Source organism: Streptomyces rugosispiralis (genome assembly GCF_024505145.1).
GTDB lineage: Bacteria > Actinomycetota > Actinomycetes > Streptomycetales > Streptomycetaceae > Streptomyces > Streptomyces rugosispiralis.
The window spans coordinates 67,454-81,208 of the sequence record NZ_JANIAA010000038.1; the positions used below are offsets into that span (position 1 = coordinate 67,454).

General features: G+C 70.9%; 12 protein-coding genes. 6 read left to right on the forward strand and 6 right to left on the reverse strand.

From position 1 onward, the window contains the following. Positions 1–102: 102 nt before the first annotated feature. On the reverse strand, positions 103–984 hold the full coding sequence (locus NP777_RS37035; protein ID WP_391858648.1) for an SCO6745 family protein: 882 nt from the start codon (positions 982–984) through the stop codon (positions 103–105). Between the two features lie 217 nt (positions 985–1,201). On the opposite strand from NP777_RS37035, the gene NP777_RS37040 reads away from it, so the two are divergent. Continuing rightward, positions 1,202–2,494 carry an NAD(P)/FAD-dependent oxidoreductase gene (locus NP777_RS37040; RefSeq protein ID WP_305890504.1) on the forward strand — a complete coding sequence of 431 codons (1,293 nt, stop codon included), beginning with the start codon at positions 1,202–1,204 and terminating at the stop codon, positions 2,492–2,494. Between the two features lie 121 nt (positions 2,495–2,615). On the opposite strand, the gene NP777_RS37045 is transcribed toward NP777_RS37040, so the two are convergent. From NP777_RS37045 to NP777_RS48270, 5 genes are all read right to left on the reverse strand, one after another. Further along, the gene (locus NP777_RS37045) at positions 2,616–3,398 is read right to left on the reverse strand and encodes an SDR family NAD(P)-dependent oxidoreductase (RefSeq protein ID WP_256654570.1); all 783 of its coding nucleotides are present in this window, start codon (positions 3,396–3,398) and stop codon (positions 2,616–2,618) included. A 120-nt stretch (positions 3,399–3,518) separates the two neighbouring features. Then, positions 3,519–5,120 (reverse strand): ABC-F family ATP-binding cassette domain-containing protein, encoded by a 1,602-nt coding sequence (locus NP777_RS37050; RefSeq protein WP_256654571.1) that lies wholly within the window; start codon positions 5,118–5,120, stop codon positions 3,519–3,521. A gap of 149 nt (positions 5,121–5,269) precedes the next feature. Next, positions 5,270–6,646 (reverse strand): MFS transporter, encoded by a 1,377-nt coding sequence (locus tag NP777_RS37055; protein WP_256654572.1) that lies wholly within the window; start codon positions 6,644–6,646, stop codon positions 5,270–5,272. 18 nt (positions 6,647–6,664) lie between these two features. After that, entirely contained in the window at positions 6,665–8,086 is a 1,422-nt protein-coding gene (locus NP777_RS37060) for an aldehyde dehydrogenase family protein (protein WP_256654573.1), read from the reverse strand. Positions 8,087–8,189: 103 nt separating this feature from the next. Then, positions 8,190–9,440, reverse strand: coding sequence for a cytochrome P450 (locus NP777_RS48270; protein ID WP_256654574.1), 1,251 nt, complete (start codon positions 9,438–9,440; stop codon positions 8,190–8,192). Positions 9,441–10,234: 794 nt separating this feature from the next. Between NP777_RS48270 and NP777_RS37070 the strand changes: the two genes are divergently transcribed. Genes NP777_RS37070 through NP777_RS37090 form a run of 5 tightly spaced genes read left to right on the forward strand, consistent with a single transcriptional unit; the run spans position 10,235 to position 13,712 of the window. Continuing rightward, on the forward strand, positions 10,235–11,581 hold the full coding sequence (locus tag NP777_RS37070; protein WP_256654575.1) for an aromatic ring-hydroxylating oxygenase subunit alpha: 1,347 nt from the start codon (positions 10,235–10,237) through the stop codon (positions 11,579–11,581). Continuing rightward, entirely contained in the window at positions 11,578–12,165 is a 588-nt protein-coding gene (locus NP777_RS37075; RefSeq protein ID WP_256654576.1) for an aromatic-ring-hydroxylating dioxygenase subunit beta, read from the forward strand. The genes NP777_RS37070 and NP777_RS37075 overlap by 4 nt, the downstream gene beginning before the upstream one ends. Before the next feature lie 25 nt (positions 12,166–12,190). Then, positions 12,191–12,394 carry a hypothetical protein gene (locus NP777_RS37080; RefSeq protein WP_256654577.1) on the forward strand — a complete coding sequence of 68 codons (204 nt, stop codon included), beginning with the start codon at positions 12,191–12,193 and terminating at the stop codon, positions 12,392–12,394. Next, entirely contained in the window at positions 12,391–13,251 is an 861-nt protein-coding gene (locus tag NP777_RS37085; protein ID WP_256654578.1) for an FAD binding domain-containing protein, read from the forward strand. Before NP777_RS37080 ends, NP777_RS37085 begins: the two co-directional genes overlap by 4 nt. Beyond that, on the forward strand, positions 13,248–13,712 hold the full coding sequence (locus tag NP777_RS37090) for a (2Fe-2S)-binding protein (protein ID WP_256654579.1): 465 nt from the start codon (positions 13,248–13,250) through the stop codon (positions 13,710–13,712). The genes NP777_RS37085 and NP777_RS37090 overlap by 4 nt, the downstream gene beginning before the upstream one ends. Positions 13,713–13,755 lie beyond the last annotated feature (43 nt).

The following is a 13,755-nucleotide window of genomic DNA, read 5'->3' on the forward strand; positions in this document are numbered from 1 at the left end:
AGTGGGCAGAGGTTGGCGGGTGGTGTGCGGGATGCTCCTTTCAGGTCGGCACCGGTGGTCGGCGGGAACTACCGGCGCGAGTGGACGGGGGTGGGCGCGATCTCACCCGTGGGCGAACTGGTCCGCCGCGTCGTTGGCGGGCAGGTCGCCCGAGGCGACCACGGCGTCGTGGAGCGGCTTGCACAGCGCGATCAGCCGTTCCGCGCGTTCGGCCCCCAAGGCTCGGTAGGGGGGAGCCGCGGCGGCGTCGGTCGCGTCCTCGATCCGGGAACGCAGCCGTCTGCCCGGTTCGGTCAACCGTCCGGAGGGGTCCAGGAGGCCCGATTCGGTGAGCGCCGTCACCTCCGCGTCCCACTCCCCCTCCGACCAGTCGCGGTGCTCGCGCATCTGCTGGGCCCCGAACAGGCTTCCGCCGGTGGCGGTGTCGGTGACCAGCGCCGCGATGGCGCCGACACCGTGGCCGACCAGCGCGGTGATGTGGCCGTCGCCCCGGTGCTCGCGCAGGAGCGTGATGGCGTGCCACAGCACCAAGTGCGGTTCACGGGGCCACGGCAGCTCGGCGTGCGCGGCGTACAGGGGCCGTCCCTCGGGGGAACATGCCTCGGCGGCGACTCGGGCGAGTGCGGCCGCCTCGGCGACCTCCGGGCTGCCTACCGCCTCGTCGCCGAGGATGCGGCTCAACGCGCGGTCCACGGCGGTCAGACGGGCCTCGGTCACGCGCTCCGGCGAGGCCAGGTCCCACGCCCTGGGCAGATGGCGGGCGACGAGGGCGGGGTTGAAGTTGTAGAGCATGGCTGCCACCGCGGCGGACGAGGCGCGGCCGAGCGCAGCGGCGCGGCCGGCGAAATACGCCATGTGCCCTGGCTGGAGTCCCGCGGAGGTCAACTCCTGTTCGACCTCGGGGGCGAAGTAACAGAGCAGGTGTATGGGATCTGTCTGCTGATGACATCGCGCCGCAATTAGCGGAATCGAATCGCTGACCATAACGCGATGCTAGGTTGGCTCACCGAGAGGCGTCAACGGAATGCCGAAGCAATAAAAGAATTTGAGCCAAGGCCCTGCGGCGGAGTGTCGGCCCGTAGCCGGACGGGTAACTGTGGTCGCGCGGGGGGCGGTTTTCTGGGCGCGAATCAGTCATCTGCGACGGAAACTTTTTCAACAAGTCGACTGCACCCCAATAGCGCATCTGACCTGCTGTTTTATGCATGATTTCACTGCATCGCCCATCGACAGGTGCGAGTTGCGCGAACGCTGGAGTCGACTTTGTCGCGAAGAAAGGAAAGTGTTGAGCGTTAATCAATTAGGCACGGAAGATCACCCTTACGATGTCTTGGTCGTGGGCGCGCGGTGTGCTGGTGCCCCGTTGGGAATGCTTCTCTCCCAACGCGGTTACGCGGTGGAGCTGGTTGATCAAAATCTCATCGGAACCGATACGGTATCCACGCACTGGATCCGGTGGCCGGGCGTTCAACAACTCCGCGCCTGGGGTCTTGTTCCGGCATTGGAGAAAACGGGATGCCCGCCCATCGCAAGTGCCTCGCTCGACTTCGAGGGCCGGGTGGTGACGGGCGGGCCGAGGGCCGCGGGGGCGGAAGCCGTGACCTACGCACCCCGGCGGACCGAGTTGGACGCCCTGTTGGTGACCGAGGCCCGCGCCAAGGGGGCGCGGCTGCGGGAACGCTTCGCGGTCACCGGTCTCATCGTCGTCGACGGCAGGGTGGCGGGGGTACGGGGAACCGGCCCGGACGGGCCCGCCGGCCTGCACGCCCGCGTGGTGGTCGGGGCCGACGGCCGCAACTCGACGGTCGCCCGCCTGGTGAAGGCCCCGGTCCTGGAGGACAGGGGGGTTCTCGCACGCAGCCTCTACGGCTACTGGACGGGGGTCGCGGAACGGGGGGTGCGGGTAGTGTTCCGCGGTCGGCGCGGCATCTCCCTGTGGCCGACGAACTGCGATCTCACCGTGGTTTCGCTGGTCTTCCCTCCCGAGGAGGCACCCGGCCCGGGGCGTTCGGCGCTGGATGAGTTCTACATGTCGTCCCTGACGGAGGTCCCCGAGGTCGGCCAGGTGCTGGCGAGCGCGGACCTGGTGTCCCAGCCGCGGTCCGCAGCCGTCCGCAATGCCCGCAGGCACACCCACGGCCCGGGATGGGTCCTGGCCGGGGACGCCGGCCACCACAAGGATCCCGTCTCGGCTCAGGGGATCTCCGACGCCTTCGCCGACGCCGCCGTGCTCGCCGACGCCCTCGACGCCGGGCTCTCGGGTGCGGTCGGGCTCGACGAGGCGCTGGCCGGCTATGCCGCGACCCGCGATGCGCAGCGGCTCGCGGCCTTCGCCTACACCTGCGAGCAAGCCGAGTTGCGTCCCTTCACCGCCGAGTTCCTCGACGACCTGGCGCGGACCGCAGCCGACGAGCGGGCCGTGGAGGCCTTCGTCAACTCCTTCGTCGGGTGTGACGCACCGTCGGACGCGGGCTGGCTCGGCGAGTCCCACTAGGTCGTGTCCGCGAAGTCGCCGCGGATCAGCGCGCGGCGTCTGGTGCCGGGGGCGGCTCGGCGGGACTTCGCGGACATGACCCAGGAACACGGGCCCTCCTCTCCGTGGTTGGCGGACGCGGTCAGTGTGCGAGACCGGGGGGCAGCCCCAGGAACAGGCCACCGCTGACCTCGATGAGCTGTCCGGTGACCCACCTCGCGTCGTCCGAGGCGAGGAACGCCACGACGTCGGCGACATCAGCGGGGGTACCGATCCGGCCGAGCGCGGTCATGTCGATGATGACCTGCCTGGTCTCCGGCTGCTCCCGCCGCTCCGCCGCGGTCAGGTCGGTGTCCACGGCCCCGGGGGCCACGGTGTTCACCGTGATGCCCCGCTCGCCCAGCAGGTGCGCCAGGGTCCGGTTCATCGCCACCACCGCGGCCTTGGCCATCGTGTACGCCACGTCCGTCACCGCCACCCGGACCGCCGCGGAAGAGACCGCCACCACCCTGCCGCCGTCGGCGAGCAGCGGCAGCGCACGCTGCACCAGGAAGAAAGGTGCCCGGGCGTTCACCGCGAACAGCGTGTCGAAGATCTCGGGGGTGGTGGCCTCGAAGAACGTCGTACTGAAGCCCGCGTTGCTGACCAGCACGTCGAGTCTGTCCCTGCCGCCGTCGGCGAACCGGGAGCCGGCCTCGGCCAGCAGGCCGTCCACTCCGGCGACCGTCGAGAGGTCGGCGCCGACGGCGAACGCTTCTCCGCCGCGTTCGCGGATGTGCGTCACGGTCTCCCGGGCCGCCTGCTCGTCGTGTCCGTAGTGGACGGCCACAAGGGCGCCGTCCGCCGCCAGCCGTTCGGCGATGCCGCGGCCGATCCCGCGCGAGGAACCGGTGACCAGTGCTGTGCGGCCTTTCAGGTCGAGCATGGTGCTCCCTCAGCTAATCGGCCGGTCCACAAGGACCGGGTATGGCCGAATGGTCTTCCGCCGGTACGGGTCCGGAGGGACACGGTCCCTCCGGACCGGGCGGCGTGCCGTGGTCCGGGATCAGGCCAGGGAGATCAGGTCGGCGTACTCCTCACTCCACAGGTCCTCCTCCCCGTCGGGGAGGAGGAGGACCCGGTCGGGGCGGAGTGCCTCCACCGCCCCGCGGTCGTGGGTGACCATGATGACCGCGCCCGGATACTCGCCCACGGCGGCCAGGACCTCGTCGCGGGAGACCGGGTCCAGATTGTTCGTGGGTTCGTCGAGCAGCAGCACGTTCGCGCCGGAGTGGATGAGACACGCCAGCGCCAGCCGGGTCTTCTCGCCGCCGGAGAGCACACCGGTGGGCTTGTCGGCGTCGTCGCCCCGGAACAGGAACGCGCCGAGCACCTGTCGCACCTCGCCGTCGGTCAGCCCCGGGGCCGAGGACGACAGCGACTGGAACACTGTCGCGGCGGGATCGAGCGCGTCGTGCTCCTGGGCGAAGTACCCCAGGCGCAGGCCGTGTCCCGGCACCACCCGCCCCCGGTCGGGCCACTCCTCGCCTGCCAGGACGCGCAGCAGTGTGGTCTTGCCCGCGCCATTGAGTCCCAGCACGACCAGCCGGCTGCCCCGGTCGACCGCCAGGTCGATTCCGTCGAAGACCGTGTGCTCGCCGTACGACTTGGCCAAGCCGACCGCCGCCAGCGGGATGCGACCGCAGGGCTTCGGGGTGGGCAGCCGCACCCGGGCCACGCGTTCGGCCCTGCGGGCCGGCTCCAGCTCCCGCAGCATGGTGTCCGCGCGCCGGACCATGTTCCGCGCGGCCACCGCGGTCGCCACGTGTGACCGCATCTTCTCCGCCTGCGCACGCAGCGCCGCCGCCTTGCGTTCGGCGTTGGCGCGCTCCCTGAGCCTCCTGCGCTCGGCGGCCTCGCGGTCCGCCTGGTAGCGCCGCCAACCGGTGTTGTACACCTCGATCGCGAGCCGTTCGGCGTCGACGTGGAAGACCCGGTTCGCCACGGCCGCGATCAGGCCGGTGTCATGGCTGATCATCAGCAGGCCGCCGGAAAACCCCGAAAGGAAGGTACGCAGCCAGGCGACGGAGTCGGCGTCGAGATGGTTGGTCGGTTCGTCGAGCAGCAGCGTGTCCTGCTCGGCGAAGAGGATTCGCGCCAACTCCACCCGCCTGCGCTGCCCGCCGGACAGTTCACCGAGCCGCTGTGTCAGTACCCGGTCGGGCAGCCCGACGCCGGCGGTCACCTGCGCGGCGCCGGCCTCGGCCGCGTATCCCCCCAGGACGTCGAACTCGTCCTGCGCCCTGGTGTAGGCGCGCATGGCCCGCTCCCGCTCGGTGTCGGACCGGGCCTCGGCCATGGCGGTCTCCGCGGCGCGCAGTGCGGCCATGACACGGTCCAGGCCGCGGGCGGCCAGGACCCGGTCCATGACCCTCTGGTTCTGATCGGCTCCGCGCGGGTCCTGTGCGAGGTATCCGACCGGCCCGGTCGCCTTGACGGTCCCGGTGGCGGGCCGCAGCTCACCCGCCACCGTGCGCATGAGTGTCGTCTTGCCCGCTCCGTTGCGCCCGACGAGGGCGACCCGGTCTCCCGGGGAGATGTGGAAGTTGACGTCCGACAGCAGCAGACGTGCACCGACCCGCACATCCACATGCGAAATTGTAATCAATGAATACTCTCCGTGGCTTCCTGAAGGCAGACCTGTCCCTTGAGGCGGGATCGGTCGCTAGGAAACACGCGGAGTAGACATGCGGGTCATGCTAGCAACCTGACGGCGAGACATGCCAGCCGATTCCTCGTGCGCACGGGCCCATCGGCTCAGCCCACAGCGGTACTCCGCCTCGCGGGGGCGGTGCGCGAGGCGCCCACCGCCGCGGCGGCGCAGACCGCCGCGGCCGCCAGGCCGAGCACCCCCATCCCGGCGCCGAACCCCAGGTGCCCGGCCTCGCTGGCGCCGACGAGCACCCCGGCCGCACTCGTCCCCAGCCCGGCCGCGGTCACGTCACTGATCTGCAGGGCCGACGAGTTCGCTCCCGTCTCGTCCTCGGCCGACTGTTCGAGTACGAGTACACCGGTGGTGGGAACGCACACCCCCATGCCCAGGCCGCCCACGATCCACAGCAGGTACACCGGCCACCCCGGAGCCCCGTCCAGGCACAGGGCCGTCATGCCCACGAAACAGCACACCAGGGCGATGAGACCTCGCCGAAGCAGCGACGGCCTGGCCATCTTGGTGATCCGGCCCTGCGCCTGAGCCCCGGCCCACCAGCCGATGGATCCCGCCAGCAGGGGCAGGCCCGCGGCCGCGGTCCCGAAACCGTGGAGCGTGGCGAGGGTCAGCGGCACGACGGACTCCAAGGCGTAGAACGCCCCCGCCAGCATGCCGCGCACCGCGATCACAGCGGGCACTCCCCGGCGCAGCCGTGCCGCCCCCCGGGGCAACAGTTCCCGCAGCCCCGCCACCAGCGCCGGCAGACCGGCCACCAGCAGCAGCACGGCCAGCGGCGTCCGCCCCGCGACGGCGGCGTCCCCTCCCGCCTGGAGCACGACGACTCCACCCCCCGCGAGCAGCGCGAACAGGGCGCTGCGGAACCCGCCCGCCGGGGCGTTACCGGGTGCGGCCGACATGCGCAGGGCGCGGAGCAGCGCCCCTCCACAGGCCAGCGCCAGCGGCACCAGACCGAGGAACACCCAGCGCCACCCGGCGTGCGCGGTGATCGTGCCCGAGAGGACCGGCCCGATCAGCGCAGGCAAGACGTAGGCCGCGGAGATGATGGCCAGGGCCCGGGGGCGCAGTTCCGGCGGGTAGGCGGTGGCCACGATCTTGAACACCGCGGTCGAGGCCAGCCCGACGCCGATCCCCTGCGCGCCCCTGCCCAGGACGAACATCGCCATGTTCACGGCGGTTCCCGCCACCAGCAGTCCGGCGGTGAACACGGCGATGCCGGTGAGCAGAGGCCTGCGCGGACCGACGCGGTCGCACCACTGGCCCGCCGCGCCGAGGCCCATCAGGTTCGTGACCAAGAAGGCGCTGTAGGACCAGCCGAAGTAGGCGAGCCCGCGCAGCTCGCGCACCGCCGACGGCATCGCGGTCGCGACCGCCAGCCCCTCGAACGCGAACAGGCTGATGGCCACGGCGATGCCGATGCTGGTGAGCCGCCACTGCGGCGCGAAAACCCCGGCGGAACGTTCCACGATCTCCAAACCCAACTGCTACAGGTGGTGCGTCACTTGCTTGATCCGCGTGTACGCCTCGAAACCGTACCGTGACAGATCCTTGCCGTGGCCCGACTGGCGAAAGCCACCGTGCGGCAGCTCCGACGGGAACTGCAGATGGGTGTTGACCCATACGGTGCCGTAGGCCAGCTCCGCCGAAAGCCGCATCGCCCGTCGGTGGTCGGTGGTCCAGACGGCGGAAGCGAGCCCGTACGGCGAGGAGTTGGCCCACCGGAGGGCGTCCGCCTCATCGGTGCAGCGCTCGACGGTGATCACCGGGCCGAAAATCTCCGTACGTGTGATGTCGTCTTCCCCGCGCACTCCCTCGATGACGGTGGCGGCGTAGAAGAAGCCCCGGTCGCCCACCCTGTGGCCGCCAGTGACCACCCGTGCGTGCGACGGCAGCGCGTCGACGCATCCCCGCACGCGCACCAGCTGCTCGGGGTTGTTCAGCGGGCCGTACGCGCTGTCGGGTTCCGAGGGTGGCCCGGGGCGCCGTGCGGAGGCCTCCGCCACAAGTGACTCGAGCAGCCGGTCGTGCACCGCGTCGACAGCCAGGACCCGGCTGGCGGCTGTGCAGTCCTGCCCGGCGTTGGCGACCGCCGCGTTGACGATGGTCCGCGCGGCGTCGGCGACATCGGCGTCGGCGCACACCAGGACCGGGGTCTTGCCGCCCAGTTCGAGGTGGGTGCGCTTGAGCGTGGCGGCGGCGCGGGTGGCCACGTCCACACCGGCCGCGACCGATCCGGTCAGCGAGACCGCGGCGGGCACCGGGTGCTCGACCATGAGCCGTCCCGTCGCGGGGCCGCCGCAGACCACGTTGAGCACGCCGGGCGGCAGGATCCGCGCGGCGAGATCCGCCAGCATGAGCGCCGACGAGGGGGTGGTCCGGGCGGGCTTGAACACGACGGTGTTCCCGGCGGCGATCGCCGGAGCCGCCTTCAACACCGCCATCAGCAGCGGGAAGTTCCACGGGGCGAGTTGCGCGCACACTCCCACCGGTTCGCGCCGGGTGTAGGAGGTGTGCTCCGGCACGTACTCGCCACCCGCCACACCGTCGAGCAGCCGCGCGGCCCCCGCGAAGAAGCGCAGTTCGTCGACGATCCCGCTGATCTCGCCCGCGGCGTCCCGGCTTCCGGTGTCACCCAGCTCCGCCTTGGTGAACTCGGCGGCCTGCCCGGCGACGGCGTCGGCCAGCTCCAGCAGCGCGGACTGGCGGTATCCGGGGGTGGTCCGCGACCACTCCTCGAAGGCCGACGCCGCCGCGCGCATGGCGCGGTCGATGTCTTCCGCTCCGGTGCACGGCACGCGTAAGTGTGGTTCGCCGGTACACGGGTCGAGCACCTTGATGTGTTCGGTGCCCGGGACCGGCTCGACCCGCTTGCCGTTGATGACATTGCGCACGTTGGGTGCTGTCACGGTGGTGTTCTCCTGTCCGCTGGCAAGAGCCCGTACTGGGTGTGGTGAGGTGGAGATCTGCCGCTGGTGGCGGACGAGCGCGGCGACCAGGCCGCTCCGGTGCTCAATCGCCGCCGGTGACCCAGAGCGATGTGAAGCCATGGAAGCCGAGGTTGTTGTTCCAGTTGGTCTCCTGCGGCGGCACGTACAGAGCCGGCCATCTCCGGTACAGGGTGCTCAGCGCGATCCGGGTCGTCTGGCGCACGAGCGGGTCGCCGAAGCAGAGATGCCGGCCGGTGCCGAAGGTCAGGTGCTGGTTGGGCAGCGGCCGGTCGAGGACCAGCTCGTCCGGGCGTTCGAAGACGTCGGGGTCGCGGTTGGCCGAGGCCACGTACAGCAGCAGGGGCCGCCCCTTGCGCAGCGGGACGACGGTCCCGTCGCCGGCGGTGTACTCGAAGTCCTCGCCCGCGACCCGGCCGACGAACGAGACCGGTGTGCACACGCGCAGCAGTTCTTCGACGGCGGGACCCACGGTGGCGGGATCCAGCAGCAGATTCCGCTCGGCGGTGGGGACGGCGGCGAGGGCGCGCACGCTGTTGCCGATGAGGTACCGGATGGACGCCACGCCCGCGAACAGCAGCAGCGCCGCCTGCGCGACCACGTCGTGCTCGGAGAAGCGGTGTCCGTGGACCTCGGTCTCCCGTAATCGGTGCAGCAGGCCGCCCGCGGCGCGAGAGCGGCGCGCGTTGTCCTCGGACGCCAGGAAGTCGGCGAGTTGCCGGGTGCTCTTCCTGGTCCGGCGCAGGTGCTCCACCGAGACCGAGGTCGAGCCGAACAGGTGCGCGATGTCGTCCGTCCAGCGGTTGAGGTCGGCATGCGCTTCGGCCGGGACGCCGAGCACATCGGCGATCACCATGGCGGGCAGCGGGAAGGCGAAGTCCGATATGAGGTCGAACCCGGTGGGGTCGACCCGATCGAGCAGTCCGTCGACGATGCCCTGGATGCGCGGCTCGAGGTACTCGTCGGTGAACGGCACATAGCCCCGGTTGGCCTGTCGGCGGCTACGGGTGTGCTCCATGCCGTCGTGGAACGCCAGCCAACGGCCGTAGATGTCGAGCATGTCCGCGAACTCCTCGCGCTGCGCCGGCGCGAGGAACCGCAACGGGACCGCCGAGCGTGCGTTGGACAGCCGCTCGTCCTTCATCAGGCGTGCGCAGTCGGCGTACCGGAACATCAGCCAGGTGCCGCCGAAGATCGTTCCGGACAGGTGGGCCGGGCTGCGCTCGCGCATCAGCGCGTAGAAGGAGAACGGGTCCTCGATGTACTGGAAGTTGTTGTGGGAGAAGTTATCGATGGTGGTGAGGTCGAGTGGCACAGGAAGGGCTCCCAAGAGGTAGGCGGGAGGGCACTGGGCATCCGATAGCGCCGGGGGTGACACCGGACTCGGAGCCGGGGCATGAATCCGTGGCTCTCGCGGTGCCACCGTAATGTATTTTTCTGCGGTGTTACAAGGCGGTGGGATTCGGTCTTCCTTTTTTGGATTCCAAGCGGAAATTCGGTTGTTTTTCGGCCAGCTTCGACAGAGGCTTGCGGGCGCTGCGTCGCGGGAGCGGGACAGGGGTCGGGAGGTGTACGCCGGCGAGGCCGAAGACCCGTGACGGGAGGTGCCGATGCGAAGTGAAAGCGGCCGGATACCGCCGAAGAAGGGCCGGTTTCCCTGGCTCAGTTGAGGCGGTTGCCGCTCCTGCGCAGCCCATGGTCCGTCGCGGCGGCCTGCCGTCCAAGAACCCCTGAGTCCACCGCGACACCCCTCGTGACCGGGGGAAAGGACGTCAAACCCGGGTCGCCACGCGGGAGCGGGGGCGCGCCGGGCGGACGGGACGGGTGGCCGCCGGCCCAGGGGACCGGCCCTTGCACGCCCAAGTCGCCGCATTTAGCATTGCTTGCCGATGAGCGGCACTCCGTGGTCTGGCGGGACCCGCAGCCCTCATCCGGTAGTGGAGCTACGACGCGACTGCCTGGCGGGGCTCGCGTGTGTGCTGCCCACCTGTCCTCCTTAGTCGACCTGGCCCTCGCGGCGCTGTGCGATCCGCGTTTTCCGGTACGGGCGGCCCTCGATGCATGATGCGCGGTCCACCCTGTCGCGAAATTGCCCTCTGGGAGGGATGAATGTCGTTCGGAGTCGATGGTCCGGTGCGCGCGATCGGTCGCCGTGCATTTATTGACAGCGACATCCTCGATGCTGAATACGATCGCGTTTTCCATCCTTCCTGGCAATTCCTCGGATTCGCCGGCGAGGTGCCCGAGCCGGGCGATTACGTCCTGCGTATGCTCGGCCGGGACGAGGTCGTCGTCGTCCGTGGAGAAGACGGCGAAATACGCGCGCTGCACAATTCGTGCACCCACCGGGGCACCCGCCTGTGCCGTGCGAGCCTGGGCAACACCGCGCACCTCCGGTGCAGCTACCACGGCTGGACCTTCACCAACGACGGCAGGCTGGTCGGCGTGCCCGCGCTCCGGTCGGGGTACCCACCGGACTTCGACCACACCCGGCACGGCCTGCCCTCGGCGCGCGTGGCCTGCCGGCGCGGGTTCCTGTTCGCCACCTGGGACGCGAAAGCCCCCGACCTGGAGGACTATCTCGGCGAGATCGCCTGGTACCTCGACGCCATCCTCGACTGCGGGGCGGGAGAGTGGGAGGTGTGCGGCCCCCCGCAGCGCGTGCGCGCCAAGGGAAACTGGAAGATCCCCACGGACAACTTCGCGGGCGACGGGTACCACATGCGGACCACTCACCAGATCGCGCTCGACCAGGGGATCTACGGCGACACCCTGGCCAACGGCACCCGGGGGCGTGCGGGAACCGACCTGGTCGCGGTCAATATCGCCACCCCGGCCGGGCACAGCCTGCGCGCGGGCTACGTCGTCGAGAGCGGGCGTTCCATCGACGAGCGGGATCTCACCGCCCCGCAGTTCCCTGGCTACCCGCCCGAGCGGTGGCCCGCACTGACCGCCGCGCAGACCCCGGAACAGGTGCGGTTCACCTCGCACTGCGAGGTGGCGCACGGGGTGGTGTTTCCGAACACCGTGTTCCTCAGCGTCGCGCACGACCGCGCTGTGGGTGAGGACGCCGATCCGCTGACCCGCTATCTGGTGGTCCGCGCCCACGTGCCGGTCAGCGCCCGCGAGACCGAGTGCCTGTACTGGACGCTCGTGCCCACCGCGATGGACCGGGAGTGGCAGCGCCGCTCCTACCGTTTCCAGGCACGCACCCAGTCCGCGGGTGGCATCCTCTTCGAGATGGACGACTTCGAGAACTTCGCCCGGATCGATGCCGCCCTCGCCCGCTCGGCACCCGGACGAGGAGGGCCCGTGGACCTGACCCTCGGTGTCGGCCGGTCCACCCCGGCTCGGAACTTCCCGGGGCCGGCGCGGGCCGAGGCAGCCACTCTCAGCGAGCACAACCAGCGCGCCTTCTACCGGCGCTGGTCGACGTTGATGGGGGAACTGCCGTGATCGACCGGCCTGACCCGCGCCCTCCGGCGCAGTCCACCGCCCGCCCCGAGGAGCTGGCCCGATGCCCGTTCCCCGACCGGGGCCCACGGCTCCCCGGCCTCGACGCCGAGATCACCGCCGTGCTCACGGAGGAGAGCGCCGCGCTGGACGAGGGCGAGCACCAGCGGTGGCTGGACATGCTCGATCCCGTCTTCCGCTACGAGATCCCGGTGCCGCTGCTGCGAGAGGACCCCGCGCTGCCCCGGCACAGCCGGTCCGCCGTGCTCTTCGAGGCCACCAAGCGGGTACTCGAGCTGAAGTTCGGCCGTGTCGGACTGGTCCCGGCGTGGTCGGACCGACCCGCCACCACCACGCGTCATTTCCTGGGGTCGGTCCGCGTGTTCGACGCACCCGCCCCCGGGGTGGTGCGGGCCGATGCCAACCTCCTGGTCACCAGTAACCGGGGAGTCGAGCACACCGCGCTCGTCAGCGCCGCGCGCCGGGACCTGCTCCGCGAGCATCACGGGCGCTGGCTGCTGCTGCGCAGGTGTGTCCTGCTAGACGTGGAGGTCGCCACCCATGAACAGCTATCCGTCATCTTCTGAAGGCGAACACCAGGAGGATGTCCTGTTGTGCAGGGTCTCGTGCGAGTCGGCATCGGTCGACGTCCTGCTGCACCCGACCGGCAACGGCCGGCGACTGCTGCTGGTGTCCGAGCGCACGGGACACCGTGCACTGCTCGACGCCACGGCCCTGGACGCGCTGTGCGCCCTGACTCCCACGGCGGTCACCGCCGTGGTGCGCGCCGCCGTGGAGGAGGGGGCGCCCACATGACGGCCGTCGCCTTCGACTACACCGCGCCCACCACCGTCGACGAGGCGTTGCGCACGCTTCACTCCCCCGGGCTGACAGTGACACCGCTGGCCGGCGGGCAGAGCCTGCTGCCCCTGCTGACCCGCCGTGAGGTGCGCCCGGACCTGGTCGTGGACCTGAACGGGATACCCGGCCTGGCGGGGATCGAGGTGTCTCCCCACCGCGTCAGGATAGGCGCGATGACCAGACTGCGCGATCTGGAGCAGCACGCGGAACTGGCCACCGCACTGCCCGTGTTGGCCTCCGCCGCCGCCTCGGTGGCCCATCCGCACATCCGCGGGCGTTCCACGCTGGGCGGTTCGTTGTGCCATGCGGCCCCGGCCGCCGAACTCCCGGCGGTCGCGGTCGCTCTCGGCGCCGACGTGGTGCTGCGGTCGGTACGCGGAGCGCGGTCCGTACCCGCGGCCCGGTTCGCCACCGGTGCCGGAGCCACCGTCCGCGCGCCGGACGAGGTGCTGACCGAGGTCGTCTTCCCCCGCGCCGACGGGCTCGCGTACGAGTTCAGCGAGCTGGGCACGCGCGGCAGCACCGGGTACCCCGTCGTCGGCGTGTGCCTGGGGCTCCACGTCGCCGACGGTCTCGTCCGGGCCGCACGTGTGGTGGTGGCCGGATGCGGGCCCGTCCCCGTTCGGCTGCCCGGCGTCGAGGCCGAACTGGCGGACCGCCCCGTCGCCGGACCGCACCGGGGGCTGGTCGCCTCGGTCGCAGCGGAGGTCGCCCGAGGCCCTGGACCCGAGGACCAGGAGTACCGGACCGAGGCGGCCGGTGTGCTGCTTCTGCGAGCACTCACGGCACGAGCCGCCCGGGAGGGACGATGAGCGTCCGGACAGTCACGGTGCGGGTCAACGGGGTCGTGCGCACCGAAGACGCCTGGGACCACACCACCCTGGCCGAACACCTGCGCACCGGCCTGCGGCTGACCGGCACACACGTCGGCTGCGGTACCGGCGACTGTGGCGCCTGCGTGGTGCTGCTCGACGGGGAGCCGGTCTGCTCCTGCCTCGTCCTCGCGGTGCAGGCCGACGGCCGGGAGATCAGCACGGTGGAGGGGGTCGCCGGCGGCGGTGACCTGACGAGGGCTCAACGCGCCCTCATCGAGGAGCACGGCCTCCAGTGCGGATTCTGCACCCCCGGCTTGGTGGTGCGGATGGCCCACGCCGCCGGCCGCGGCGGGAGCGAAGCGGACGTGCTGGCCGGGCACTTGTGCAGGTGCACCGGCTACGACGGCATCCGCGCCGCACTGCGCAAGCTCTCCGGCGGTTCGGGGGGCGACCGGTGAGCGGGGCGCACCAGCACATCGGGAGGCCCGTTCCGCCTCGCCA